Origin of the sequence: Arsukibacterium sp. (assembly GCF_018402695.1) — a bacterium.
In the GTDB taxonomy this organism is placed as follows: domain Bacteria; phylum Pseudomonadota; class Gammaproteobacteria; order Enterobacterales; family Alteromonadaceae; genus Alishewanella.
This window is the reverse complement of sequence record NZ_JAGYIM010000016.1, coordinates 202,943-228,136: the sequence shown is the minus strand read 5'-3', so window position 1 is coordinate 228,136 and position 25,194 is coordinate 202,943. Positions and strand designations below refer to the sequence as shown.

27 protein-coding genes are annotated in these 25,194 nt (G+C 50.0%); 2 read left to right on the top strand and 25 right to left on the bottom strand.

Annotation, left to right across the window (positions count from 1 at the left end):
• Positions 1–3: 3 nt before the first annotated feature.
• From KG631_RS08615 to KG631_RS08530, 18 genes are all read right to left on the bottom strand, one after another.
• Entirely contained in the window at positions 4–1,743 is a 1,740-nt protein-coding gene (locus tag KG631_RS08615; protein WP_213998321.1) for an alpha-amylase family glycosyl hydrolase, read from the bottom strand.
• 2 nt (positions 1,744–1,745) lie between these two features.
• Positions 1,746–3,242 (bottom strand): MFS transporter, encoded by a 1,497-nt coding sequence (locus KG631_RS08610; RefSeq protein ID WP_213998314.1) that lies wholly within the window; start codon positions 3,240–3,242, stop codon positions 1,746–1,748.
• Between the two features lie 198 nt (positions 3,243–3,440).
• Positions 3,441–3,650, bottom strand: a complete 210-nt coding sequence (locus tag KG631_RS08605; protein WP_213998306.1) for a hypothetical protein — start codon at positions 3,648–3,650, stop codon at positions 3,441–3,443.
• 21 nt (positions 3,651–3,671) lie between these two features.
• Positions 3,672–3,968 carry a hypothetical protein gene (locus KG631_RS08600; protein WP_213998300.1) on the bottom strand — a complete coding sequence of 99 codons (297 nt, stop codon included), beginning with the start codon at positions 3,966–3,968 and terminating at the stop codon, positions 3,672–3,674.
• Positions 3,969–4,020: 52 nt separating this feature from the next.
• Entirely contained in the window at positions 4,021–5,259 is a 1,239-nt protein-coding gene (locus KG631_RS08595; protein WP_213998298.1) for an FAD-dependent oxidoreductase, read from the bottom strand.
• 39 nt (positions 5,260–5,298) lie between these two features.
• The gene (locus KG631_RS08590) at positions 5,299–5,736 is read right to left on the bottom strand and encodes an energy transducer TonB (RefSeq protein ID WP_213998278.1); all 438 of its coding nucleotides are present in this window, start codon (positions 5,734–5,736) and stop codon (positions 5,299–5,301) included.
• 297 nt (positions 5,737–6,033) lie between these two features.
• The gene (locus KG631_RS08585; RefSeq protein WP_213998273.1) at positions 6,034–8,058 is read right to left on the bottom strand and encodes a glycoside hydrolase family 97 protein; all 2,025 of its coding nucleotides are present in this window, start codon (positions 8,056–8,058) and stop codon (positions 6,034–6,036) included.
• A gap of 147 nt (positions 8,059–8,205) precedes the next feature.
• Positions 8,206–9,432 carry a threonine/serine exporter family protein gene (locus KG631_RS08580; RefSeq protein WP_213998266.1) on the bottom strand — a complete coding sequence of 409 codons (1,227 nt, stop codon included), beginning with the start codon at positions 9,430–9,432 and terminating at the stop codon, positions 8,206–8,208.
• 59 nt (positions 9,433–9,491) lie between these two features.
• Positions 9,492–9,887: a hypothetical protein gene (locus KG631_RS08575; protein WP_213998259.1), complete on the bottom strand. Its 396-nt coding sequence runs from the start codon at positions 9,885–9,887 to the stop codon at positions 9,492–9,494.
• Positions 9,888–9,933: 46 nt separating this feature from the next.
• On the bottom strand, positions 9,934–10,362 hold the full coding sequence (locus tag KG631_RS08570; protein WP_213998252.1) for a hypothetical protein: 429 nt from the start codon (positions 10,360–10,362) through the stop codon (positions 9,934–9,936).
• Positions 10,363–10,491: 129 nt separating this feature from the next.
• A complete protein-coding gene (locus tag KG631_RS08565; RefSeq protein WP_301003698.1) occupies positions 10,492–10,758 on the bottom strand; it encodes a hypothetical protein in 267 nt (88 codons plus the stop codon).
• 115 nt (positions 10,759–10,873) lie between these two features.
• Positions 10,874–11,161: a hypothetical protein gene (locus KG631_RS08560; protein WP_213998245.1), complete on the bottom strand. Its 288-nt coding sequence runs from the start codon at positions 11,159–11,161 to the stop codon at positions 10,874–10,876.
• A 280-nt stretch (positions 11,162–11,441) separates the two neighbouring features.
• Positions 11,442–12,659, bottom strand: a complete 1,218-nt coding sequence (locus KG631_RS08555; RefSeq protein ID WP_213998236.1) for an RNA polymerase sigma factor — start codon at positions 12,657–12,659, stop codon at positions 11,442–11,444.
• 24 nt (positions 12,660–12,683) lie between these two features.
• Positions 12,684–13,028 (bottom strand): YciI family protein, encoded by a 345-nt coding sequence (locus KG631_RS08550; protein WP_213998230.1) that lies wholly within the window; start codon positions 13,026–13,028, stop codon positions 12,684–12,686.
• Positions 13,029–13,048: 20 nt separating this feature from the next.
• Entirely contained in the window at positions 13,049–13,498 is a 450-nt protein-coding gene (locus KG631_RS08545; protein WP_301003697.1) for a nuclear transport factor 2 family protein, read from the bottom strand.
• Between the two features lie 128 nt (positions 13,499–13,626).
• Entirely contained in the window at positions 13,627–14,319 is a 693-nt protein-coding gene (locus tag KG631_RS08540) for a GPP34 family phosphoprotein (RefSeq protein ID WP_213998223.1), read from the bottom strand.
• A 116-nt stretch (positions 14,320–14,435) separates the two neighbouring features.
• Positions 14,436–14,786 (bottom strand): DUF2200 domain-containing protein, encoded by a 351-nt coding sequence (locus KG631_RS08535; protein WP_213998216.1) that lies wholly within the window; start codon positions 14,784–14,786, stop codon positions 14,436–14,438.
• Between the two features lie 235 nt (positions 14,787–15,021).
• A complete protein-coding gene (locus KG631_RS08530) occupies positions 15,022–15,348 on the bottom strand; it encodes a nuclear transport factor 2 family protein (protein ID WP_213998210.1) in 327 nt (108 codons plus the stop codon).
• Between the two features lie 162 nt (positions 15,349–15,510).
• Here KG631_RS08530 and KG631_RS08525 point away from each other — a divergent pair, with 162 nt between their 5' ends.
• Entirely contained in the window at positions 15,511–15,846 is a 336-nt protein-coding gene (locus KG631_RS08525; RefSeq protein WP_213998204.1) for a helix-turn-helix domain-containing protein, read from the top strand.
• Positions 15,847–16,155: 309 nt separating this feature from the next.
• Positions 16,156–16,659 carry a hypothetical protein gene (locus KG631_RS08520; protein ID WP_213998196.1) on the top strand — a complete coding sequence of 168 codons (504 nt, stop codon included), beginning with the start codon at positions 16,156–16,158 and terminating at the stop codon, positions 16,657–16,659.
• Positions 16,660–16,806: 147 nt separating this feature from the next.
• Here KG631_RS08520 and KG631_RS08515 read toward each other — a convergent pair whose 3' ends face one another.
• The 7 genes from KG631_RS08515 to KG631_RS18890 form a co-directional block, all read right to left on the bottom strand.
• Complete coding sequence (locus tag KG631_RS08515; RefSeq protein ID WP_213998190.1) at positions 16,807–17,922, bottom strand: two-component regulator propeller domain-containing protein; 1,116 nt, start codon at positions 17,920–17,922, stop codon at positions 16,807–16,809.
• Positions 17,923–18,100: 178 nt separating this feature from the next.
• Positions 18,101–18,907, bottom strand: a complete 807-nt coding sequence (locus KG631_RS08510; RefSeq protein WP_213998182.1) for a trypsin-like serine protease — start codon at positions 18,905–18,907, stop codon at positions 18,101–18,103.
• Between the two features lie 57 nt (positions 18,908–18,964).
• On the bottom strand, positions 18,965–19,891 hold the full coding sequence (locus KG631_RS08505) for an alpha/beta hydrolase-fold protein (protein ID WP_213998174.1): 927 nt from the start codon (positions 19,889–19,891) through the stop codon (positions 18,965–18,967).
• A 220-nt stretch (positions 19,892–20,111) separates the two neighbouring features.
• Complete coding sequence (locus KG631_RS08500; RefSeq protein ID WP_213998167.1) at positions 20,112–20,573, bottom strand: hypothetical protein; 462 nt, start codon at positions 20,571–20,573, stop codon at positions 20,112–20,114.
• 79 nt (positions 20,574–20,652) lie between these two features.
• The gene (locus tag KG631_RS08495; RefSeq protein ID WP_213998159.1) at positions 20,653–21,096 is read right to left on the bottom strand and encodes a hypothetical protein; all 444 of its coding nucleotides are present in this window, start codon (positions 21,094–21,096) and stop codon (positions 20,653–20,655) included.
• A gap of 204 nt (positions 21,097–21,300) precedes the next feature.
• Complete coding sequence (locus KG631_RS08490; protein WP_213998152.1) at positions 21,301–23,724, bottom strand: TIM-barrel domain-containing protein; 2,424 nt, start codon at positions 23,722–23,724, stop codon at positions 21,301–21,303.
• 2 nt (positions 23,725–23,726) lie between these two features.
• Positions 23,727–25,151, bottom strand: a complete 1,425-nt coding sequence (locus KG631_RS18890) for an alpha-amylase family glycosyl hydrolase (RefSeq protein WP_365868567.1) — start codon at positions 25,149–25,151, stop codon at positions 23,727–23,729.
• Positions 25,152–25,194 lie beyond the last annotated feature (43 nt).

Here is a 25,194-nt window from a genome sequence, read left to right as displayed (position 1 = left end):
GGGTTACTCAGCGCTTTGCAGTACCAGCAGGCCATAAGCGGCCAAGTTATTGCCGTCCAGATCAAACGCCCAGGCCGGGGTAAAACCTTCGCGGTTAATAGCACTGATATCCTGCACTGAATCGGTTAAGTTCAGCACAAACACGCTTTTGCTGCCGTTTAGCTCACGGTTAATTTGCAGCACACCATTCTCCAGCGGGTCAACACTATAGCTGCCGTCTGTGCCAAGTTCTGGCCGTTGCTTTTTCTGAGCAATCAACAGCTTGTAAAGCTGCCAGATAGAATCCGGCTGTGCTTGTTGCGCCGCCACGCTGCGATCTGCCGCCTGCAGCTGCTGAGCCAGAAAATCCGGCCACCAGTTGGGGAAGTCATCGCCAAATAAGGTCAGTTGCTCTACCCAGCTGTTATCACTGTCGGTAAAGCCGGCCTGCTTCGTATTATTCCACAGCATCGGCGCGCGCTTAAATACGTCATGGCCACTTCTGTCCTGGGTTAAGCCAATTTCTTCACCATAATAAATATAGGGCGTGCCGGGTGAGCTAAACAACATAGCGGCGGCCAGCTTAGCCTTGCTGTCATGCTCTTTTAGCTGATACGCCACCCGTTCCTGATCATGGTTGGTTAAAAAGGGTGCAAAAAAGCTAAGCGGCGCAACTGAATCGCTGCGTTGCTGCACATTCTGGCTTAACACCCTGGCATCGGCAGTTTGCTGCTGATTTGACTGCATAGTGCCAAACTGCGCTTCGCCGGCGGTATCCTGTTGTAGCAAGCCAAGAATTTTATAGCCCACTTCAAAGTCAAAGCCCTGATCCAGCCCGGTGCCGTCGCCGAAGTAGCGGGCAGCTACAGGGATATCAACCCAGGCTTCGCCGACCAAATAGGCTTCTGGATTGACACTTTTGACAAACTGATTAAAGCGCTGCCAGTAGGCTATCGTTTCAGCGGTATCGGCCTGGGCATCCGGCCCGCCTTCCATCGCGAAACGCACTGCATCTAAGCGGAAACCGGCGACACCTTTATCCAGCCAGAACTTGGCCATTTTTTCCATTTCGGCCACCACATCGGGGTGGCGCAGATTTACGTCCGGCTGACTGGCACCAAAGGCAGCATAATAATATTGCTGGCGCGCCTCATTCCAGTGCCAGACAGCGTCAGGCTTATCGTTGTCACTCCAGGCATGGCCCCAGCCACTACCCGCCTCGGGCATATCATCCCGCCAGATAAAATAATCTTTATAGGGCGCTTCACCGGCAGCAGAGCGCTGAAACCATTCGTGCTCGCTGGAAATATGGTTAATCACCAAATCCAGAATGACCTTCATGCCTCTGGCGTCAGCCGCCTGAATAAAGGCTTCAAATTCTGCCATGCTACCGTAGTCGCTTTCTACCTGATAAAACTCGGTAAAGTCATAGCCATGATACGACGGCGCCTCAAACATTGGAGTTAACCATAACGCATTCACCCCCAGTTCCTGCAAATACGGCAGCTTGGAGGTCATGCCGTTAAAATCGCCATGGCCATCGCCATCGGTATCATAAAAACTGCGGGGCCAGATCTGATAGAAAATGGCGTCATCCCACCAGGCAGCATTTTGACTGGCTGTGGCGCGCTGTTGGCCTGCAGCGTTTTGCTGCACGGTCGGGTTGGCAACCTCAGGTTGATTAACAGGCGTTTGCTGCGGCGCCGGAGAGCACCCCGCCAGCGCGATGGCCAGCGCTATGGCTGAAATTGATCCTTTAAACATAATTAACTTTCCACTTTTACGGTTTTTACCCGCAGCACATATAGTGCGGCAAACACATAAGAACAGCCGCCAATTGCCAGCGCATAAATAGCCTGACCATTAAAGAAGTAGCCAATCAGGCTGCCCAGAATGGCAGCAGCCAGTAATTGCGGCAACACGATAAAGATATTAAACATACCCATATAAACCCCCATTTTATGGGCGGGCAGGCAGTTCGATAACAAGGCATAAGGTAGGGATAAAATAGAGGCCCAAGCGATACCTATGCCGATCATCGGTAACCACAGTAAGGCTGGGTCTTTGATCACAAAGAACGAAAACAGGCCGGCGGCACCGCACAACAGGTTAATGGCATGGGCTTTCTGGGTACCGGTAAACTTAACCAGCAAGGGTATTAACAGGGCGGCGATAGCGGCAAAACCGTTATAGACAGCAAACAATACGCCAACCCAGTCAGCGCCATTATTGTAAGCCAGCGACGTGGTATCACTGGTACCATAGTGGTAACTGGTTACCGCAGCGGTGGTGTAGATCCACATCGCAAACAGCGGAAACCAGGAGAAAAACTGCACCACAGCCAATTGGCGCATGGTAGCTGGCATGGTAAATAAGTCATCGGTAATTTCCACCAGCATATTGCGGTTTGCCTGTTGCTTAAACCAACTGGCGGCCCACTGCAATAAACCAAAGGCCGCGATCAGCGCCCCCAATAAATACAGTTGTTTATCTAAATTAGCGGTGGCGACCACTACCAATGACACGACACCGATTACCACCGCAGCAGCACCGCTTTTCCAGTAGTTAGCGGCAGGAGTTGCTGCAGGGGCACTGGGAAACTCGGCTTGCTCGGCAGCATCAAATGCGGCCAGTTGCTCCGGGCTGTATTCTTTGCTGGAGATAATAGTCCAGCCGACCGCTAAAAACAGCACGGCGCCGCCGGCGTAAAACGAATAGACCACCGAGTCAGGGATCATACCGGCCGCGGCCGTGTTCGCCACGCCAAACCAGTTAGTCATCATCCAGGGTAAGGCCGACGCTACCACCGCCCCCACCCCGATAAAAAAGCTTTGCATGGCAAAGCCAGTTGGCCGCTGCTGTTTATTCAGGTTATCGCCAACAAAGGCCCGGAACGGCTCCATGGTCACATTAATAGCAGCATCTAAAATCCATAACATACCGGCGGCAAACCATAAAGTAGGCGAATTAGGCATTAGTATTAAAGCAGCTGTGGTTGCCAGGGCGCCATATAAGAAGAATGGCCGGCGCCGGCCCAGTTTAGTCCAGGTTTTGTCACTAAAATGGCCAATAACAGGCTGCACCAGTAAACCGGTTAACGGCGCGGCAATCCACAGGATAGGAATTTGCTCCATGTCAGCGCCAAGGGTCTGAAAAATCCGGCTGACGTTACCGTTTTGCAGCGCAAAACCGAACTGAATACCGAAAAACCCAAAACACATATTCCAAATTTGCCAGAAACTCAGGTTCGGCTTTAGTTGCATGGTGGTGGTCACTCCAGGCTGTTAGTATAATTTTATGCCTGTTTTGCACCCATTTGGGCGTGGCAGGCTATCCTAGGGTCTTTGATAACCCCATTTTAGTGCAACCACAAGATGAATACGTATTCAAACGGCTTTTGCTGGCCGGTTTTGGTGCAGCGTAATGAATGCTTGTGTCAAAAAAATTGCTGGTAAAGTCGTTTACTGTTTCGTTGCTTGCTGGCGCTGCCGCTCGTATTCTTCATAGCTCTGGTCCATACCCCGCATGCAATCGTCATATTCTGTCAACGGCAACCGGCGGCATTCCTGCTTTTTATTCAGTTGCAGGTTCTGATATACCGCTTTATTGCTGCAGCCGGATACAACAGTCATAGCAGCAGCCAGTACAACTAATCCAAGTTTGATCTTCATAGCGCCTCCGATGCAAAAATCTCAGGAAGAGGTGTGGGCGATAATCACTGTGCCGGGTACTTCCGTTACGGTTCTGGCATCCGCGCGTTCAATAATTTTAACCAGCACAGACTGAATGGTTTCATCCTGCCGTGCGTCCTGCTTGCTGACAAAACGTTGCTCCTGCACTGCAGCGCCGGCCTCTGCGATAAAACCGACCACAACTTCCGTTGCGCAATCGCTGCTGCGGCCAAAATAGGTCAGGGTAAGTTGGGGATAACCGTCGAAGCCTTTATTGATTTGTTTGGCGATACGTTTTTTTGCTTTATCCAGGTTCATGTTAAAGCCTTGCAATATGCATGCGATGGTTAAGTAAGGTAAAACTATAACATTAAATCTGGCAGGTGATCGCATCAACCACTGCATTGGCCGAACGTACAGCGGACTCCAGTAACGGTACCCCTTCAAAAGCCCAGGAACCACAATAAAACAGTTTACGGCCGTGCTGCTGATGCCATTGTTTCAGGGCAGCATGGACTTTGGCCGTTTCAGGGCCAACCACGGCCCGCTCAAAGGGTACCCGGGCCAGCACGGTGTCCGGGGCGGGCTCGAACAGCGGGTCCCAGGTCTGAAACACTGGCGCACGGCCATTTAGCGACGGTTCGACCTGATTAACCCAGACCGTAAACATCGGCTTGTTCAGTTGCGGGTCCATTTGAAAATTCAGGGCAGTCCAGTCTTGGTTGTTGGCCGGCATAAAGCGGGCGTCCTGATGCACCCAAAGCTCACCAGCATCGAAACGGATGTTTGCCAGCATTTGCCGCTCCTCGCCAAACTGCTCGTTGTCGAGAAAACCCAGCTGATTGGCTTGGGTGGCGACAATAACCCGGTCAAATTCGCCGCCATCACCCCGTTCATTGACCACCCTGATCTGCGGCCCAAGGTCTTTAACCTGCAGCACCGGGCTGCCGCTATGCACGCTCAGGCCCTGACTCAATGCGGTAACCAGCGCCGTGGTACCGCCCTCAAGCCGGCACAGCCGCGCGCTGTATAAAATACTTTGTAATAGCGACAGCAGCTGCGCTGCCGGCCAGTTCAGCAAATGTTTTTCGTCACAGGTACATATGGTGGTCAGAATGGGCAGAATTAAGCCCCGCCAGAATAGCGGGTCAAAATGATGCTGCTGTAACACGACACCAAGTGTCAAATCCGCGGGTTGCTGCTGCAGCTTGCGGGTCAGCCGACGCAGTTGCCAGCTGCCGTAAGCTATGCGCAGGGCGCGGCGGTTAAGGTAGCGCCAGGAGCCGACAACAGGCCAGCCGACAACTGGCAACTCGCCACTGCGAAACCAGGTTTGGCCATTTGTCCAGCTGCAGGACGTATGAGTGCGGACATCAAAAGTGGTAACACCTACTTCGCTGGCCAGCTGCAGCACACTGGGCCAGGCTTCGGGGCTCATGACCCGCAGCGGCACATCCACCAGGCCACCCTCGGCCGACAGAGCATGGGCATCCATACCATGGCGGTTGTGGGCTTCAAATACCGTAACCTGATGGCCGGCACGGCGCGCCCGGTAAGCCGCAGCCAGCCCGGCCATACCGCTGCCTATCACAGCAATACAATAGCTCACCCTGTCACTGGCCTCCTGTTATTTAGTCTGAACCCCGGACTACCCCTGACAGGCTGCGGTTGCCTGCACTTTACAGCGGGCGTCAGCTTCTTCCTGGGTGCTGCCCCCCATACAGAAATCGAGCCGGATCAGCTTTTGCTCCGGCGCATTTGCCTGGCCGCTGTTATTAACCCACTTCCATTTTTTAATGACTTTACTGGCCGGACGGGCAATTACTTTTTCAGGCACGGAACTAACCAGGCTGACATCGGTGGCTGTACCATTTTCATCCAGGGTAATCTTAAACACGCCACAGCCAATTATGCCTTGTTGGGCCAACTCGAGCGGATAGCGAGGAGGAACTTGTTTTTCTCTGCTCCAAATGGCATCAGCCGCTGTCGGCTCGATATTGGTCAAATGTACGACACCGTAATTCATAGCACTAGCCTGAAAAACAGCAGTAGCCAGAACCGCGCCGAAAAATATTGGTAATTTCATTGGTTTTCCTTGTTGTTTAAGCAGGATATTTCCATTAACACCCAACAAATGTACCAATTATATTTACTAAATCAACCTTGAGTTAACTCGGAGCGCGATGTTGGCTGTACGACGACAACTAACCTAATCACGATAAGATAGTAATTGATCGTCGCCGGCGCTATACAAGCGCTGCCTTGTATAAATACCAGCCACTCAACTGCAAAAACAACCACCAAACGTCAACACGCCCTAGGTTACCTCTGATTGTGGGTAGCATACTATTAAGACATTTCGTCAGCTGGTGTAACTAATCACTTACTCCGCCGTAAACCGGATAGCAGCACCGCCGCTGCTGGCCAATGGCAGGGTTAACCTGTCGTTGGCGGTAACGCTTTGTTGCTCGATAATGATGTCGTATGGCTGAGTGCGCCAGTCGGCGTCGGCGCCGTCACGGTATAGTTGTGCGCTAAAGCGTTTACCGGCTGGTAAAAAGTCCAGTTTCACTGTAACGCTGCGTGGCTGCTCATCGGTGAGCGCACCGAGGTACCAATCATCGCTGTGTTTATCCTGACGGGCGAATACAACAAAATCTCCCACCTCGCCTTGCAGCGCGATACTTTCTGCCCAGTCGGTTGGCACGTCTTTAATAAACTGAAAGGCTTTGGGGTGAGCATCGTAGTGCTCGGGTAAGTCCGCCACCATCTGAATGGGGCTGTATAGCACGACATACAACGCCAGCTCTTTGGCCAGGGTAGACTGCACCCGGTTTTCGGCATCCAGCCCGTTATAAGCCAGGTTAAAAATCCCCGGCGTGTAGTCCATGGGGCCGGATAACATCCGGGTGAACGGCAACATAGCAGTATGCTCCGGCGGGTTCGGTGGCGAGCCCCACGCGTTATATTCCTGACCACGGGCACCTTCACGGCTAATCCAGTTCGGGTAAGTACGGCGCAGGCCGGTGTCTTTGATGGGTTCATGGGTATTAATGCTAATTTGCCGCTTAGCGGCTTCTTGCACCGAGTGCAGATAATGATTAACCATCAGCTGGCCGTCGTGCCATTCTTTGCGCTCAATACCGTTCTCGTCAATACGGGTGGCCTGGCCACCATCGGCGACATAGCCGGTTTTGATCTGGCTTACGCCGTGTTTAGCATATAAATCATAAGCGGCGCCCATTTGCGCTTCATAGTTGCTAATATGGCCGGACGTTTCATGGTGGCCCACCAGTTTAACGCCTTTGGCTGCACCATAGGCCGTAACCGCGGCCAGATCAAAGTCCGGGTAGCTTTGGGTAAAGTTAAAAACGGCGCCGTTTAAAAACCATTCGCCGTCCCAGCCGGTATTCCAGCCTTCTACCAACACGCCGGCAAAGCCGTTTTTGGCAGCAAAGTCGATATACTGCTTCGTATTTTCGGTGGTCGCACCGTGCTTAGGCCCGCTGCCCCAGCTTTGCGTTTCAAGGTGCATGCCCCACCAGATCCCGGCGTATTTGCCCGGTTTCACCCAGGACACGTCACCGAGTTTATTTGGCTCGTTTAAATTTAAGATTAAATCTGAATTCAGCAGGCCCACCGCACTGTCGGCAATTTGAACAGTGCGCCACGGCGTGGTAAAGCTGCCATTGGTTTTTACCCGGATACCGTCTGACCAGGGGGTTAAATCACTTTTTAACACCCCATCACGCTGCTGATCCAGCACCATGGCCGCAAAATCGACCAGCGCCGCTTCATGAATACTCAGATGCACGCCATCTGGCAGCTTAAAGGTAAAAGGGGTATGGGCGCGGTCCACCTCATTTAACGCTGTGGTGCGGTACAACATTTCATAGCGGTTCCAGCCACGGCCCGGGATCCACCAGGCAGTACTTTGCCTGCTGTCACTGATCCGAAACTCAGTCAGCTCGTCGATAATATCCAGCTTAGCCAGCCCTTGCGGCGGCACTTCATAGCGAAAGCCCAGACCATCATTGAACAGTTTGAAGCGCAGGGTAAACGCGGGCTTGCGATCGGGGTGCTGCAGGGTGACCGCCAGCTCGTTATGTTGATCAAGCACCGTCTCGCGCTCGCCCCAGGGCTGCTGCCAGCGCTGGTTTACGCTGTTTCGGCTGTGCTCAATCATCTTATAGCCACTGCCAATGGCCGGTAGCTGCAAGAATCGAAATCCGAGGGCGGAAGGTGCTATCACCTGGTTACCACGAAACTGCACCTGATAAGTCAGGGCCTGATCGTCCAGTGTCAGTTCAATATTACCATCCGGCGATGTGACACTGAGCGTGGCCGCCGACAATGATAGTGTGCTAAAAACGGCAAACAGCGGACCCAAAGCATGATACAGGCGCATAAACTTTTCCGGTACAGTAATAAAAGCTTTACCCTAGAGCATGCGCAGGCTTTGCAGCAAGCGATTAGCGGGCACTGCATACGTATTCAGTGCCCAGGTTAACGCGGGCCTCGCCAGCAAGGTTGCTATTTTTTAGCGGGCGGTTGCTTACAAACTCTTCTTCGGCGGCAATGCCACATTGGCAAAAATAAGGCCGCCAACCAGGGCCATTAAAATCATAAAGGTTTGCTGACCCACCCGGTCTGACACCACAAAATCCTGACCAGAAATCAGCGAGTTTAAACCAATATAGGTTTTGCTGCCTGGCACCAGCACTATCAAGCCATGCATGGCAACAATAACCGCTGGCGCCTTGGCCAGCCGGGTAAACAGGTTGCTGTAAATTCCCACAGCAAAGGCACCGAGAAAGGCCCCCATGGTGTAGTCGACCAGAGTGGCGCCGGTGATGCTAACCCCATAGGCAATAAAGCCGGCAGCCAGCGACCAGAGCGTGTACTTACCGCGGCTTTTAAACAGCACGATTAACGAACTGACCAGAATACCCACGGCCAGCCAGGCAAAGTGGCGGGAAATAGGCGCAGGCTTGACAAAATCGACCATGCCAAACAGCGTAAAACCGATCGCAATACCCAGAAAGGCACCAAAATACAGCTTAAACAGCATCATTAACGCGTCCATAATCCGGGCATTGCCCGACACCAGATGACGCGCTGCCAGTTCGGCAAAACCTATGGTTAATGCCAGACCGGGAATAAAGGAAATAATAGCCGATAGCACCGTCAGCCGGATATTAATGCCAGGGTCGATATAACTGCTGATCGCACAAGCTGCAATGGCCGCAACCATCGCCACCAGCGGCTCCAGCATATTGGAAATACGTGGCGAATGCTGCGCCCATAGTACAAACAGGTAAACGAGTAATGATAATAACGCCGACCACAATACATCGTTCCAACTGGTCGCCATCAGCATTGCAAAAGCACCACCCGATGCCATCATCGCAACAGCAGTAGCTAGCTTACTGTATGAGCTGGGGCGGTTATCAATAGCATCCAGTAAGGCATCTGCTTCAAACAGGCCGACCTGGCCCTGCAGCACCTGATCAACCAACTCATCGGTACGCGACAAGGCACCTAAGTCCAGATCACCGGGGTTTACCCGGGCGGCGTGGGTGTATTCCTGCTCGTGGCCTTCGGTCCATACCACGAACGTCATTGAGGTGGGCGAAATAATAAAAGACGCCTTCAGACCCAGATGGGTAGTAAGCTCGGTTAAATGCGCCTCCAGCCGGTAAGCCGGGGTACCGTATTTATGCAGCATCTTGCCAAGCTTAACAATAAATTTCCGTTTATGATTAAAATCATCTGTGTACAAAAGCGGCTTCCCGGTTTAGTAAATAACAACAATTCGCCAAGGCGGCCATTGTAACGCATTTACTCGGTAAAAATGGCCAAACCCTGCGCAGTTTTCTGCACTTTGGCAACGTCCCTGGCGCCACTCTGCACGCCATCATAGCTGGTTACCCGGTCGGTGAACGCTTCCTCAGATACACTGGTTAAAATAATGCCGTTAGCGCCAAGTGCCGCGGCTTCCGATTTCAACGCATCAATAATGTCATCGGGGTCTGCCTTGGCAGCAGCTTTGACTGTGCGGGTTTTAGTAGCAGATACAATGGCTATTTCAGTGAACTGTTCTGGCTGTTGCTCATAAACAACCACCTCTGCGGGGGACGTTGCCGGTCTTACTTCACCGGTAATAACATGTGATGATGGTGTGGAGCAGCCAATCAGAACCCCACATAACAGCAGACAACCAGCTAATTTAAGCATTTTAAATCTCCGTTGTTTTTAAAAAGCACACCATAAATAGGGCAATTTATCTGGTCTTTGCTGGCCGGGTACTACGCACTAACAAGTAACAACACACTGCCAACAGAATATAGCGCGGCAGCGTGGTCACTATTACGTTAAGCAGCTGCGGCTGAGACTGCAGCAAACCTTGTAGCAAAAAATACAGCTGGAATAACACTACTGGCGCCAGCAATAACAGGTAAAATGTGCGGTCGGGCTTATTAATAACCAGCTTACTGGCAAAAGCCAATACTAAAAATGCCGCCGCCAGCGGAATAGCAATGGTGAAAAAGTCGACCAGCGTAAATGCCAGCAAGCCTGATACCTGAGCCACGGGTTTTACTATCTCGGCCGGAATGGCAACTGCTGCACCTATGCCTATTATAGGCACTGAGGCCCAGGCTAACGCCACTCCCAAAATTACCGCAATTACCCGACTGGTAACTTTATCCATCTGTTAACTCCTTGTTGCCTGGCAGCATTGTCGCCCTGAGGTTTATGCATTTCCACGGCGTGAATATTTTGACAAGTTGTAAATTAAATTACTGAATAAATCACAGTAAAGCAACGTGCTATGTAATATTTAATGCTTAGCAAGTGAGGAATGGTGAATAACCCAGTATGCTAAAGCGACAAATACTCCCCCTACCAGCACAGCTAAAGACCACAACCAGGCGTTCACAAAGGCCAGATTGCCTTGCTCATTTTGCAGCCTGTTTGCATCATTAAACACGGCGGCGCTAAACGCAAGGTGTACCAGCAGCCCGGCAATCATTGGTAAAACATTCCAGAAAACACCGAATGTCATCAGTTGTTCAGAAGTAAAATTATTATAAAAATCCACTTTCATACCTTTTAAAAATAAACATAAAACTGCTGGCTTTTAGCACCTCAATTTAGCCCTGAAACGCCGCAACAGCTTGCCGTTGCGGCCAGCAAATTTTGCAGCTGTTAAATTATTTTTATTATGTTCCGAACCTAACAACGCCGCCAAGTAAACCCGCTAGCAATATTGCCAAACCCAGTTGAACACCTATCGATAACACTGCAATCACAATACTTTGTAAGTATTTGGCGCCTAAGATGACTGATATACACACCCCGGTAAACGCAATTGCAATTAGTCCGGCAACAACCTCATTATTAACCAAATTGCTTGCAATAGTTTCACTAGCAACTGATGCAATTACAACCAACAGACATCGCATAAACGATGTGCGTTCAGCCCCTAAAATCTTTGCTGCAATCATCACAGGTATTACCGTGAACAGTATTACCAACAATATAAATATCAAAAAGCCCAATCCAATCTCTCCTGATTATATGGCGCATCAAAGCATTTCGTTTCACCGGCACCATGTTCAGTGTCGGCTAAGCTCATATTGAACCGCTTGTTTTTTAATTTTTGGTACAACTGATGCTAATTGAATTTGTTTATTTAGGGAACAATTAATTTACAGAATTTTGCTGGAGGGGCTCGTCGTTATTTGCCAGTTAAACAGGTTTTTTTACCAGGGCGTGTATTGTCCGGTATCAATTCTTCAAGACAGCAATTTGTTGTTGTAAAAAGCGCTGCTCCGGCGCTTGCTTACATAAGCTCAGTGCCTGCTGGTAAGCTTGCAGTGCCTGGGCATCCAGGCCGAGCTTACGCAGTAAATCGGCTTTGGCGGCGTACAGCAGATGATACTGGTTCAAGTCGCCTTGTTGCTCCAGCTCGTTAATCAGGGCAAGGCCGGCGGCCGGGCCGTCGCGCATGGCAATGGCTACCGCCCGGTTTAAGCCAATAACCGGTGACGGCTCGGCTTGTAACAGCAAATTATATAAACCACAGATTTCATGCCAGTCGGTGTCTGCTGCAGTTTTTGCTTCACTGTGCACTGCGGCAATGGCCGCCTGTAAGGTATAGGGGCCAATGCGGCGGGTGCGCAGCGCCCATTGCACCAATTCACTACCTTCGGTTATTTCATTCCGCTGCCACAACCTGCGATTTTGCTGCGGTAACAACACTAACTCGCCGCCGTCATTAATCCGGGCGTCGCGCCTGGCGTGCTGCAACAGCATCAACGCTAACAAGCCAGCGGTTTCAGCATCGGGCAACAGCTGCAACATCAACCTGCCGAGCCGAATGGCTTCACCGCTCAAGCTGATATCCAGTACCTGCTCACCGGCTGATGCCGAATATCCCTCATTAAATACCAGATAAATAACCTGCAATACAATGTCCAGCCTTGCTGGCAACTCACTTGCCGGCGGTACCTCATACGGGATAGCCGCATCGCGTATTTTGCCTTTGGCCCGCACAATGCGCTGCGCTATCGTCGCCGGGCGGCTTAAAAAAGCGCTGGCAATTTGCTCGGTAGTTAAACCGCATACTTCCCGCAAAGTCAGCGCCAGTTGCGCATCAACCGCCAGGCTGGGGTGACAGCAGGTGAAAATAAGCCGCAGCTGGTCGTCAGCTATCGGCTCAATATCAGCAGGCGGTTCTGTGGTCAGTTGCTGCAGCAACTCATCGGGTAGCGACGTCAGACGGGCAGTTTTACGTAGCTGATCTATCGCTTTAAAGCGCCCGGCCGACACCAGCCAGGCAACCGGGTTAGCAGGGATACCCTCTGCCGGCCATTGTTTTAGTGCTGCATGAAATGCTTCATGCAGTGCCTCTTCAGCTAAATCAAAATCGCCCAGCAAGCGGATCAGCGTGGCCAGTACTTTGCGGGACTCTTTCTGGTATAAAGCGCTGATCTGCTGCTGCATGCTGTTAGTCCTGTGCTGGCAAAGTTACACCTCAAGCTGGCGCACCGGCCGCACTTCTACCGAGCCCACCCGGGCCGCCGGTATGCCACTGGCAAGCTGAATGGCTTCGTTTAAGTCATGCGCTTCAATCAGATAAAAGCCGGCCAGTTGCTCTTTGGTTTCGGCAAAGGGGCCATCGGTAATACTCACCTTGCCACTGCGCACCCGTATAGTGGTGGCGGTGCTGACACTCTGCAGCGCTTCAGCCGCTAACATCCGGCCGCTACCCTGCACTTTTTCAGCATATGCCTGGCATTCACTATCGTGCGGGCTGTCAGGATGACTATGCAGTTGCTGCTCATCGCTATAAACCAGACAAAGATATTTCATTGTCGCCTCCTGTGGCAGTGTTAAGGTTGCAGCGTAAATAGTGCCTGGCCGTTCTCGACATCAAAGGGCGCAGAAAAATGCTCGTGGGCAATTTTCCAGCCCTCGTTAGTATGGCGCCAGCACTGGGTCGAGCGCATCCAGCTCTTTTCCATTTGTCCCTGCGCATTCGCACAGCCACACAGGTTAACACTGTGACTAAACGCCAGCTGTTCGCTTGCGGTTACCTGCAGCTGATGCACCTCGTACAGGGTTTCACCTTTGGCAAACTCCATACAGGTTTGCCAGTGCGCCATGTAGGCTGTTTTACCTTTAAACTGTAGCGCCAGAATGGCGTCAAAAGCCAGCACCTCGTCGGTGTATAAGGCGGCAACCCGACTAAGGTCTTTCGTTCTTACTGCACTGACATACTGGTTTACTAAATCGCGGATTTGCTGCTCGGCTTTGCTGATGTTTGTCATCACGTTGCTCATAACTATGCTCCTGTTGGTTGGGGTAGCATAGTTAGTCGCACCGCTGACAGGCAGATCGACAGGCACAGGTAGTTTTTTTGAAAAGCTTTAGCAGTCTGCCTGCTCCTTCATTTGCACAGCGTCGTTGCTCAGGTGTTAACTGTGGTAACCACCATCGCCGGCATTATGGCCGCAACCAACACGGCGGTTTGGCAAGCCGAAATTACCTCTTTGGTCACTTGGCCAGTCAACTCACCCTTAACAATAGTCTTGATCCGCTCGCGTCGGGCCTTCACCTCTTTGCGCCCAAAAGTCTGGCCTAATAAACCCACCCCATCGGCCAGTGAAATCAACACGACGCTACGAGGGTCAAGTTGGTCGCTATCGGTAAATATCGCCATCCTCAATCGTTCAACAATTTCTTTCTCTGGCAATGGATTTATCTGAGGATAGATCCGTCTTTTAAAGATAAACAGCACCTTGTCTTCATCAGCATGCAAGATCCCTCTCTCGCAAAGCCGGCGTGCGACTTTATGTTTTAAATTCTTTATCCCGGCGACCCGCGACACCCAGGTTCGCAGCGATCCTCGTCGTTTGCCATCCATAATTTTATTCAGGCATTCGTCCAGCAGCGGATCGTCAGTAGTTTCAGCATTCTGAACCTGCACCAACTGTTTTCGCGAATTTTCCAGCGAAATTCGCTGAGTCAGCAATAGCTCCGCCATGATGGCGCCCGCAACGGCATACTCAATGTATCCCGTTGCAATAGTGCCCTCCTCGTCACGCAGCGCCAGCAGCATTAACTCTTCATACAAAAATAGTGGCTTATCATTTACCGTCATCTAATTCTCCTTTTAGTACAACGTTTGCGCTAAACCTCCGCCTTACCCGAACCATAATTTAAGCCCGTTTTACTTAGAAAAATTGGCGGCAGATAATAATAAAATACCGGTAAGCACTACTGCCGCAGTATTTTTACCATGGCTTTGCCTTTGGCCAGTTCATTTATCAGCTTATCTAAATAGCGGATTTTCTGCATCAGCGGGTCGGCAACTTCTTCTACCCGCACCCCGCATACCACCCCTTTTATCAGCGAGCAGTTCGGATGCAGTGCCGGCGCCTGGGCAAAAAAGGTAGCAAAGTCATGTTGCTGGGCTATTTGCTGCTCCAGTTCAGCCTGGCTGTAACCGGTAAGCCAGCAGATAATCTGGTCTACTTCCGCTTTAGTGCGGTTTTTGCGCTCGGCTTTTTGCAGATACATTGGATAAACTTTGGCAAAGGCCATTTTAAAAACAGGGTGGTTTGCCATGGCTTTAGCTCCTTGCTCGTAAGTGGGGGTTGTCGCTATTGGCTTAGTAAGCTTTACCAAGAGTAGCAGTTATCAGCGAGCGCTGTGGATCTTGGTAATTAGCGACCTCCTCTTGTTCTAAAACAACCAACCAAAAAGGCAAAAAGCAAAACCTGACCGCGAGCCCCTGCAGCCCCAAATCCTTATGTACCACCGGTTACAAGCGCTCTGCGCCCGGCCAGGCCAAGATCAAAGCTCATAGGGTAATCTCCAACATAGCTATCCTGTCGCCCTCAAGACTAAAGATATAATTAAGATTCAAAGGGCTGCCGGGGAAATTGCCTGTTACCTTACTGCTTACAATGGTTTTACCCGCCTTTTCTACCAAACAAAAAGGCTCAACGCTGTAGCTGAACTTCTTTGACGAGTCTATTTTCCATTGTTTAATCGCCGCTCTGCCACGATAGGTGTGGTTTTCGTCTTTGACAATCGCATTATCAGTAAAACAGTTAGCAACCGCCTCACTGTCTGCCCGGTCAGCTGAAAAATAATCGCCAATAGGCTTTGGTAGATTAATATTCATCTCAGTAATTCCCTGGTTTATAAGCGGAGCACCCTATGTGCTCCGAATGGCTACCTCAGCAGAATAAAATTAAGCTTTAGCTACTTCAAGAACGCACAAAAAGGTAAGGTACAGACTAAAAAGTAAGTTTTTTGACTGGCAAGCACTGTAGAGAATAAAAAAATGGAAAAAAAATGGACTCCCATTACGGCAGCAGAGGGTGTAGAGCAGGCACTTAAAATCTTTGACGGAAAATGGAAGTTAGTCATTATGTTTCACCTGTTTGGTGGACAGGTGTTACGATTTTCCGAGCTTGAAAAGGCAATTCCCACCATCACCCAAAAGATGCTGATTCAGCAGCTGCGCCAGATGGAAGTTGACGGGGTAGTGCGGCGCATAGTTCATGCTCAAGTGCCCCCTAAGGTCGAATATGCATTAACTGACTGGGGCCAGGCACTATGTCCGGCGCTTGACGCCCTGTTGAAATGGGCAGACCTGCGCGAAAATCACGACAAATAAATATGTTAAGTTGAACAGTGTTCTGTTGCGGAGGGGAGCTTTGGGGTCAGTATCATCGATATTTGCGCCACTAACCTTTCTCTAAACCGGATCAATGACACTGACCCTTTTGATTTGGCCAAAAGGAATTTCCCGCATTGATAGACCCGAGCAAAGTGTTATAGGTTCTCAGTGGGAGGCGCATGTGGGTGGCAAAGGCAGTCCAGCCTTGAAGCGAGATGGAGCGTGGAAGCACGTTAAGTCTGGACAGAATCCACCTAAATTACCTAGAAAAACTTTGGAATGGCTCCGAGAAAGTGGATGGAATATATGAGTGCTATTAATTATTTATCGAAGTTAGATAAAGTTTTATTTGACGAAGAGCTAACAGATTTTTCTTGGATTGAAAACTTAACCGAGTACCAGAGCTATGCGGTTTTTAACTCCAAGGAGGCTCGTTCGTTTTTTAAATCAGTACCTAAAAGTTTATTATTAGAAGTTTTTTTATATGGAGTTATTAATATAATAGATAGTGTAAGAGATTATGTAACTTCAAATAACAGCTGTCATGGTTTTCTTGTGGGTTTCCATTTTGATAGTTCAACTTTAGAATCTAAGATTGTTATAGATCCTAAAGCTGGTGATAGTTTAAATAGTGATTTCAGATTGCAGCGGCATGGCTTTAAAATCCTTTCAGATATTGATTCTTACTTAATGAAAGTTGGGCGAGATGATATCGTTTTTGGTGTTTTGACTTCTGGCTCGCTTAATCAAGTATGGATAGGTTATATCAGTGGTGGCAAAGCGGAAGGTATTGCAAAGTATTTAAGTTAATAGTCAGTGAAATCATCGATCAATGGGGTCGATCAATGGGGTCACGATCAATGGGGTCAGCGATCAATGGGGTCAGTGTCATTGATATTTGTATTACTATTTTCCACTACTCCTGTGCAAAGACTCTGACCCTATTGATTTGGAAAATCAGTAAACCCGGTCGAACGACTCGCCGTTGAATCGCAATACACTGCCATCACCCATACCAAGCCACAGGGCCCCCCTCTTGTCACGATAGATACTCCAAACCATCTGGCTGGTCAGCCCGTCTGCCATGGTGAAGTTGGTCAACGACTCGCCATCGAAGCGCCATGCACCATTGTCGCTTGTTCCAAACCAGATGTTGCCTGCGCTGTCTTCGGCAATAGAGAATACCCGACCAAGAGACTCGGAGGGCCCCTTTTCCCTGATGCTGAGGCGGTGCTGTTCGGTGAAGTTGGAGACAGCCTGACCATCGTAAAGCAAAACCCCAAGCCCGTTATTGCCTATCCAAAGCCTTCCTTTGCTGTCTTCGAATACACTTCGGACATAAAATGGCTCGCCTGCAGACCCGATGCCCTCGCTCTCTTTGTTGATGATCGTGAACGATTTACCGTCATAGCCGAATACAGCTGGATAGGTTCCGAACCAGACCTTTTTGTTCTGTCCCTTGGCGATGCTGGTCACCAGGTATGGTTGCTGATCATCTACTCCGGGGGGCAGGGGGAAGGTCAGATAGGAAAGCGAGCGGCCATCATATCGATACACTCCCTGCCCATCGACGCCTTTACCCCGTGCATTATCGCCGGGAAACCAGAGGTCGCCGGCTTTCGACTGCCAGGTATTCCCTGAAGTAAAGGCCAGCCCCTGCTGCGCTCTACCGTTACGGATCTCGAACGTATTGCCATCGAAACTGGTGACACCGTTTCCTGTGCCGAACCACATAACGCCGGCCTGATCTTCCTGAATCGTCCTGATCTGATTACCGCTCAGCCCATCGCTTACCGTGTAGTAAGTAAAGGCACTGCCATCGAACAATGCCACGCCTTCCTGCTGGCTGCCGAACCAGAAGCGTCCTTTACTGTCCTCGAAGATAGCGCTGATTATAGTTGAATACCTAAGCTGAAATTTCGCATCGCTGGCCTCCGAAATTGTTGCTGGCGCACGAGCGGAAAATACCTGGCTGCTGTCTGTGGCCGAAGTCTGCTGGCCCAAACAAGCGCCGGTCCACAACATCGCCAGCAAAGCCGTCCAACTGGCATGGATTCTTCTGTTTTTCTGCACAATTTCCTCGGTCTGCAAACTAAAAATTGTAGATTAATGGGGTCAGCGTCATTGATATTTGTATGACTGTTTTCCACTATCAGTGTTCAAAGACTCTGACTCTATTGATAAAAGCGAGCAACTTGTTGCGATTCCAGCGGCCATAGGCCGCTATGCTTAAGGCGGTTATTAGACGCCATTACGGTTGTTTCGAGATAATACTTTCAATCCACTGGTGATAATGGCTCAGCCGAACATTACAACTGACTTGACCATACCGCCCGGGAGTTCTGTTAGTACTTTGCAGATCACTCCATGAAGTAAGTCCGGCTAACAACCATTCCTGCTCAGCTGCAATCAGAACCGGCCCACCGCTGTCACCACTACCTGAGCCGCCTTCAAGGGTTAATGCATCCGCTGGATTGTCGAGCACATAGCAAAACCAGCGACCATCGGCACTGCTGACTTTGTTGTAAGCACGACGAAGGTCTGTGCGGTGAGAGCTGCTGAATTCATAACCGTCCATGCCGTTACCGGTAGCGCCTTTTCCTACAACCTTAACAGTTTGGCCGAACTCGTTGTTGCTATTGTAGATAGCCACAGGCGAGATATCGGTGATGGGCTCTGCCAGTTTCAGCAGTGCGATGTCATCTGAGGAAGCAAGCAGAACCCTAAAAAGCGTCCAATCCCAGGTAGCCAGCGCGTGCTCTTGTAGCTGTTGCGGCGGGGCTTTGTAGCCGGAATGAATCTCGATGCGTTCAACAGATCTGGCTATACCGCCAACCGTTATCTGTTTGATTTCAGATTGCCAACTGATTGCATGAGCAGCGGTAATCACCCACTGCGGCGCAATCAGTACACCATGTCCCTCACCAGGCATGTCGGCCAGAGCAGGAAACTCAGTTGCCTGAACCCGGTACTTGGAATCATCGACGTCGTGACGAATAACGATAGCGCTTGTGCTGAAAGACACGGCAAGCAGTGTAATAAACAAAATTCGAGACATTGATGTTTCCTTTGGTAGTCCCTTTTAAGGCTAACGTAGCCAGCAGCAGCCGCGCAGCTAGTTTGAGGTTGAGCTTACGCTGTGGGCGTTTCTGACTGGTCTTACTGAATTTTTGTTTGCACAAAATTCATAATACTTGGTGAGCGCTTTCGGTACGGAAACGTACGGGTTAGCATTATGCCCGGCCCCCTCGCTGTAACTGTAGGCCCATTGTAAATTGGCAGGAGCATTGGTTTCTAAAGCACTAAGGAGCCCTTTGAAAGAACCTGTAATAATTTCGTTTTCTTCGCCACCCAAGCTAAGGTATAAGAAAATAGGTTTACCATCGGTAACGGGTAAGTTCTTTGCAAACTCTTTTACCACCACTGAATCGTCGTACCAAGCTGCTGGACTAAAAGCAAGATAACCACTAAACAGATCTGGTTTAGTAACAATTGTATAAAGTACCAAACTGCCACCTGCCGAAAAGCCACTTAACAACCTGTTGTCATTAATAGCGTAATTCTTCTCAAGATAGGGGATTAGTTCAGTTTCGATAAATGCTAAAAACCTATCCGCTTTACCAAATATATCTGGATGATTATCCTCGTCAGGGCGTGCTTCAATATTTACGTCACGTCGAGCATACGGAGGAACTAAGTCCCTGTTTCTCGAATCAACCCAAAATAAATTAGGTATCGCAACGATTATAGAATCTTCTGTAATGCTCTGTGAGCTCAGCTCAGCCAGTGTTTCATCCCAGCGTTTCAGATTAAAATTGCCGTCAGTTTTAATAATTAGCGGGTACTCTTTACTTCGTTCGTAACCGCCAGGTAGCCGGATAAAAATTTTCCTGCTTTCACCTAATACAGAAGAGTAAATGGTTTCGTCAATAAAATCCGAAGTGTAATCTTCTTTATATTGCTGTGCTTTAAATAAGGCAACGGCCCCGACGGCAAGCACAGTTGTAATCAATACAACATTTTTAGCAACTCTGAAATTCACAAATTCTTCCTTGAGAAATTTACCAACTTATTGGCTGAGGAATCCTCTGCTTTTTCGCAGTGGTACTCGCTTGTTGTCACGATTTTAAATTTTGCTAAATTAGCCAAAATTCTGATTAAAAAAAATAACATGCTTCCAGTGTATTTTGCGACCGATAGGCCGTAATTTCAAAATCACGGAGCAAGATACAAGACCTGATCCTGAAGGTCTCGTATTCACCTCACGTACGTGGCGTAAATCTATGACCAAAGATTGTGAAACCATCGTTGGTCTCCGCAACAGGCCAGTAACCAACTTTTTTCAGTTCAGACAGAATCAGGTCAGTGTCTTGAGATGAGTTCCGTGACGGCACCTTTTCATAACCTGATTTTCTTATTACCCTGGGAAAAGTAATCCACTGAATCTCTTTGTAATAACGTGGCCCAAGCCAAAATCGATGATTTATATAAGTTTCTTCCAACTCACCGGTTTTAGGGCTACCTAATAAGGCGACACCATCATTGTTCGCGCCTACAAATTTCCAAATGGCGTAAACCTGCGGGAATTGTTCAGCCAAAAGCACGAACAACTTTTTCCATTTAGCGTTCGACATCTGTGAATCATTAAACGAAGACCGAATTAGCTTATCGATCTCAAGACCGTGATTAACAAAGTCAAAAACCTTATTCGAATCTGATTTCATAGCTTCCTGCTATTGCTGACAGTTTAGGGCTTATCATGTAGATCAATGGGGTCAGTGACATTGATTCTCCGGCGAGCTTTCAACCTCTTGGCTTATAGTGAATTTCATTATCATAATTTCCCAACCAGGAATACATTTTGACTAAGTTTGCATAAGGGTATTCTTCATTCCCTGTCGGCAAAGCATTAATAGGTACGTGTTCAGAGCCACACCACTGACTATCCCGCCAATAGCTTACAACGACATATTCGTTAGAAATAATTTTCTGAACAAAAACAAGTGCATCACTATTAGAATTATTTTCGCCGAAGTCGTCAAAGTGAGCGTGATATGAATCAAGGTAGACGGTTACTTCTTGATTATCAGTAGCCAACGTCAGAAAGGCATCTCTTTTGCTGCCCGGAAATGGGATTTTCGCTTCAAAAATTACAGCGCCATCACGGTTAACTGCGCCACAGTAGCTAATCCACCGTGGGAACTGGCTACGGAATTTATTTGCGATCTTTTCTGAAAACTCATCCATGTCAGCAACCTTGCCTTGAGCTTAGGTTCAATAGCTTAATAGTTGGTAAATGAATTGAAGTTACGCAATAAGATCAAGCAAATCAATATAATTCTGGTATGAAATCTGGTACGGGGTAGCGGCAGAGTAACTGCCCAAACAACAACCTTTGTAAAACTCAGGTTGTCGTTTGGCACAGACAATTTATAAAAAGGGGTTAAAGGCTTAACGCACCTGCAGTTGCAGCTTCTCACCCTGCCAGTGGGTTTTAACTTTTAACTGCTTAGTGGCTTTATCGTAGTACGCCACGTTTTGCTGGCGGGCGAAACGCTGGGGTTGGGCGACGATGGCGATAAACTGGCCGTTTACCGTGATGCGTCCGGCTTTGGCTGGTTGGTTATGCAGCACTACCGTTAGCTCGCGGCTCTCGGGTTTGCCGGTATAATCCCCGCCACTACGTGTAAATTCCAGCTTCAGGCCATTCTCATCATCTAATGCATAGAAGTTTAATAACTCATAGTTACCGTTCGCAGTGCTGTTGGTGCTGCTGCCGTCGTCTTCATACATCTGGCCTTTGGCGCAGCTAATGCTGCTGTCGGCATAGTAATGCACGGTAAGTTTGGCAGAGCTGTAATCCTTAGTGCTGGCCATCGGCTCAACCATCGGCACAAAGCTACCGGCCTTTACCAGTACCGGGATGGTATCAATAGTCACCGGCACTTCTGTCAGCTCACCGCCCTGATAGCGCTTGCCACTGAAAAAGTCGAACCAGACACCATCCGGCATATTCACCTGCCAGCTGCGTACACCGGGCTTCGTTACCGGCGCGATTAAGAAAGCGTCACCCCACAGGTAGCTATTGGTTTCGTCCATAAAGTGGGTGTTGCTTTCATCGGCAAAAAACAGCGGTCGCATCAGTGGCATGCCGGTCTGGCTGTGCTGCCAGGCCATCGTATATAAATAGGGTAATAACTGATAACGCAGGTTCAGGTAGGGCCGCAGGGTTTCAACCACATCCTTGCTGTGAAATACCGGCTCGGGCGCAATATGCTCCTGGGCATGTGGCCGGTAAACCGGTTGAAATACGCCGTACTGCAACCAGCGGATATACAGCTCCGGGTCGAAGGTTTCGGCACCGGCAAAACCGCCTAAATCAGAGTGAATATAGCCAAAACCAAACAGGCTCATTTGCAGCGCTAATTCCACCTGGGGTTGCAGGCCGCCCCAGCTGCGCTCGACATCACCGGTCCACGGTACCATACCATAGCGCTGCGAGCCCAGGCTGCCGGCCCGCATCATAATAAAGGGCCGGGTATCAGCAAAGTTACGTTTATAACCGCGATACACTAGCTCGGCCCAGCGATGGCCATAGGCGTTATGAACTTCGTCGGCACTGCCAAGCAGATGCCGGGTGTCGGCCGGGTGCACTTCCGGCTCGCCTAAATCACCCCACACCCCGGCTACGCCCTGCTCAGCCAGGCCTTTATATATTTGCCAGAACCAGTCGGCGGCAACCGGATTAAACACATCAATTAAGCCGGTATTACCAAAGTAAAAATCAAAGGTTTGCGGGCTACCGTCCGGCGCTTTTGCCAATACGTCAGCCGCGACCGCTTCCTGCCAGCGTTTTGAGCTGGTCAAGACAAAAGGCTCAGTCACTAAAATGGTTTTTACGCCATCGGCTTTAAAATCGGCCAGCATTTGCTCTGGCTCAGGGAAGGCCTCGCGATCCCAGGCCAGGTTACCCATATGGCCTTTAATGTCGGGGCCAAACCAGTATAAATCGAGCACGATTGCATCCAGCGGCAGGCCTGCTTCGCGGTATTTCTGCACCACTGCCCGCGCTTCAGCCTCGCTGCGATAACCAAAACGCGAGGCATAGCTGCCTAAGGTCCAGCGCGCCGGTAATGGCGGCTTGCCGCTTACGGTCAGGTAGTTGTCGATAAGCTCAGGGAAGCTGTCGCCAGCCACTACTATGTAAGCACTGCGGCCGCCCACTGCACTGAACTCCAGAGTGTCGGCGGCGGTTTTGCCAAGGTCGATATGGCCACTTGCTGAATTATCAAACAACAACATATATTTGTTGCTCGACATTACCCCGGCCAGGCTGAAATACATTTGCTCTGACTCGGTGCTGTAACCATAGTGTGCTTTGTTATACAGCGGCAGGCGATGGCCACGGCGGTCCATGCCTAGCACCCGCTGACCGGCGCCAAACAATTTTTCCTGTTCGGTTAAGCGGAATTTAAAGCTTAGCTGCTCCTTATCTTTGAAAAACCCCGGCTGCTCTTCGGTGATTAGCTGCTCGCCCTGGTAAAAACTTAACTTAAGTGGCGATTTGGCAATTTTTATCCGCATTTCTGCCGAGCGGTACAGCAGATGATCACCATTATCAGTTACCGTTAAGGTTTGTGGCGCCGGTGCCGTGCCAATCGCAAACGACGGCAACTGCTTGACGCCGGCTGGCTGATAATGCACCTCGGCCACCTGCGGTTGAAAAAAGGTGATGGCCAGCTCACCGTCGCTGGTTTTTAATAGCAGCTGGTTACCGAGCTGGCGGTGCGACTGATAATCGGCCGCAGCCAGACTAAAAGCGGCAAGAAAGCTAAAAGCGGCCAGTAAGCGGCTTAACGTAACAAAATAGCGCATGTTTACTCCTGATACTGCACGCGATACACCACTGAGCCCAGCGGCGGCAGGGCAATATTAACCTGCCCGACACCATTTGTAACCCGTAGTTCGGCGACGCCTTCGCCTAACTGGCCCGCCAGACCATGGCGGCCATCGGCCAGTTGCCATTGGCTAATCAGCTCAGCGGGCAATATCAGTTCAAATTCACTGGTCTGCTCCGCATTAAAATTACTGACCACAATCAGCTGTTGCGCGTCCTGCTGTTGCGGATCAGTGTAGCGGGCAAAGGCCAGCTGTTGCTCACTGTAGGCGCTGTTAGTAGCCAGGTTAGCAGTATGTAGCTGATAGTAGTCACCCATTAAGGCCGGGGCATTGGCACTAAAGGTCATTAAACGAACATAAAAGTCACGCAGTGCGGCTTCGTCTTTGCTTAGCGTCCCGCCGTCAAATTTACCGCCATTCATCCAGCGCTGATGATGCGGCACGCCAACATAGTCAAAAATACTGGTGCGGCTGGGCTTGCCAAAGCCGGCATCTTCAGCGCCTGGCTCACCGACATCCTGGCCGAAATACAGCATGGTGGGCGAGGTGCTGATTAATGCCGACACCACCATTGCCGGCATACCTTTGCGGGCGTCTCCGGCAAACTCCGGGCTGGCAATGCGCTGCTCGTCATGGTTTTCCAGAAAGTGCAGCATATGCTGTTCAATATCGGCCATCCGTTGCTGGGTGGCGACCAGGGCCGAGGTTGGGCCCTTGCCCTGCATCACCAGCTTTAAGCTGTCGTAAAACTCCACCTTGTCGTACAGGTAGTCCATTAAACCCAGTTTAATGTAGTCGCGGTATAAATCAGGCTGATACACCTCCGCCAGCAAAAACGCATCGGGGTTAACCTGTTTAATATGCGAGTTTAAATAGCTCCAGAATTCTACCGGCACCATTTCTGCCATATCGTAACGAAAGCCATCTACCCCGAAATCCAGCCAGTACAGGGTGATATCACGAAATTTCAGCCAGGAATCTGGTACATCCTTGCCCTGCCAGAACTGATAATGCGCCTGCCAGTCTTTTTCAGCGTATTCCGCTGGCAACGTATCGAAATCGTAACTGCCGTCGGGCCGCACCCCGTAGTTAATTTTTACCGTCTCGTACCAGTCATCAAAGGCCGGCTGGGCCGCGCGGGCCCCGTTGCCGGTCCATTTGGCCGGGTTTTCCAAAAATTTACCATCGGCCAGCGGGTGAGCCTCACCACCTAACACCTGATAACTATCGGGCCAGGCCGGCACTTCAAATGCCTTGCCCGGCACATAATAAAAGTTATTGTCGCGCTGATACTCAACACTGCTGTCATCATTAGCACCAAAATCGGCTACGCCCTTTGGCCTGGCCAGCGACTGATAATCGCGCGCCACATGGTTCGGCACAATATCAATCAGTACCTGCATACCATGTTTATGGGTGCGCTCTACTAAGGCTTTGAATTCAGCC

What these genes read in the sequence shown, in the direction of transcription:
- KG631_RS08585 (WP_213998273.1), bottom strand. Translation starts at nt 8,058, where the DNA reads ATGCGCCTGTATCATGCTTTGGGTCCGCTGTTTGCCGTTTTTAGCACA.
- KG631_RS08610 (WP_213998314.1), bottom strand. Translation starts at nt 3,242, where the DNA reads ATGCAACTAAAGCCGAACCTGAGTTTCTGGCAAATTTGGAATATGTGT.
- KG631_RS08525 (WP_213998204.1), top strand. Translation starts at nt 15,511, where the DNA reads ATGGAAAAAAAATGGACTCCCATTACGGCAGCAGAGGGTGTAGAGCAG.
- KG631_RS08490 (WP_213998152.1), bottom strand. Translation starts at nt 23,724, where the DNA reads ATGCGCTATTTTGTTACGTTAAGCCGCTTACTGGCCGCTTTTAGCTTT.
- KG631_RS08510 (WP_213998182.1), bottom strand. Translation starts at nt 18,907, where the DNA reads ATGTCTCGAATTTTGTTTATTACACTGCTTGCCGTGTCTTTCAGCACA.
- KG631_RS08570 (WP_213998252.1), bottom strand. Translation starts at nt 10,362, where the DNA reads ATGGATAAAGTTACCAGTCGGGTAATTGCGGTAATTTTGGGAGTGGCG.
- KG631_RS08565 (WP_301003698.1), bottom strand. Translation starts at nt 10,758, where the DNA reads ATGAAAGTGGATTTTTATAATAATTTTACTTCTGAACAACTGATGACA.
- KG631_RS08540 (WP_213998223.1), bottom strand. Translation starts at nt 14,319, where the DNA reads ATGACGGTAAATGATAAGCCACTATTTTTGTATGAAGAGTTAATGCTG.
- KG631_RS08550 (WP_213998230.1), bottom strand. Translation starts at nt 13,028, where the DNA reads ATGAAATATCTTTGTCTGGTTTATAGCGATGAGCAGCAACTGCATAGT.
- KG631_RS08545 (WP_301003697.1), bottom strand. Translation starts at nt 13,498, where the DNA reads ATGAGCAACGTGATGACAAACATCAGCAAAGCCGAGCAGCAAATCCGC.
- KG631_RS08590 (WP_213998278.1), bottom strand. Translation starts at nt 5,736, where the DNA reads ATGAAATTACCAATATTTTTCGGCGCGGTTCTGGCTACTGCTGTTTTT.
- KG631_RS08530 (WP_213998210.1), bottom strand. Translation starts at nt 15,348, where the DNA reads ATGAATATTAATCTACCAAAGCCTATTGGCGATTATTTTTCAGCTGAC.
- KG631_RS08575 (WP_213998259.1), bottom strand. Translation starts at nt 9,887, where the DNA reads ATGCTTAAATTAGCTGGTTGTCTGCTGTTATGTGGGGTTCTGATTGGC.
- KG631_RS08605 (WP_213998306.1), bottom strand. Translation starts at nt 3,650, where the DNA reads ATGAAGATCAAACTTGGATTAGTTGTACTGGCTGCTGCTATGACTGTT.
- KG631_RS08555 (WP_213998236.1), bottom strand. Translation starts at nt 12,659, where the DNA reads ATGCAGCAGCAGATCAGCGCTTTATACCAGAAAGAGTCCCGCAAAGTA.
- KG631_RS08520 (WP_213998196.1), top strand. Translation starts at nt 16,156, where the DNA reads ATGAGTGCTATTAATTATTTATCGAAGTTAGATAAAGTTTTATTTGAC.
- KG631_RS08495 (WP_213998159.1), bottom strand. Translation starts at nt 21,096, where the DNA reads ATGGATGAGTTTTCAGAAAAGATCGCAAATAAATTCCGTAGCCAGTTC.
- KG631_RS08615 (WP_213998321.1), bottom strand. Translation starts at nt 1,743, where the DNA reads ATGTTTAAAGGATCAATTTCAGCCATAGCGCTGGCCATCGCGCTGGCG.
- KG631_RS08500 (WP_213998167.1), bottom strand. Translation starts at nt 20,573, where the DNA reads ATGAAATCAGATTCGAATAAGGTTTTTGACTTTGTTAATCACGGTCTT.
- KG631_RS08600 (WP_213998300.1), bottom strand. Translation starts at nt 3,968, where the DNA reads ATGAACCTGGATAAAGCAAAAAAACGTATCGCCAAACAAATCAATAAA.
- KG631_RS08535 (WP_213998216.1), bottom strand. Translation starts at nt 14,786, where the DNA reads ATGGCAAACCACCCTGTTTTTAAAATGGCCTTTGCCAAAGTTTATCCA.
- KG631_RS18890 (WP_365868567.1), bottom strand. Translation starts at nt 25,151, where the DNA reads ATGCAGGTACTGATTGATATTGTGCCGAACCATGTGGCGCGCGATTAT.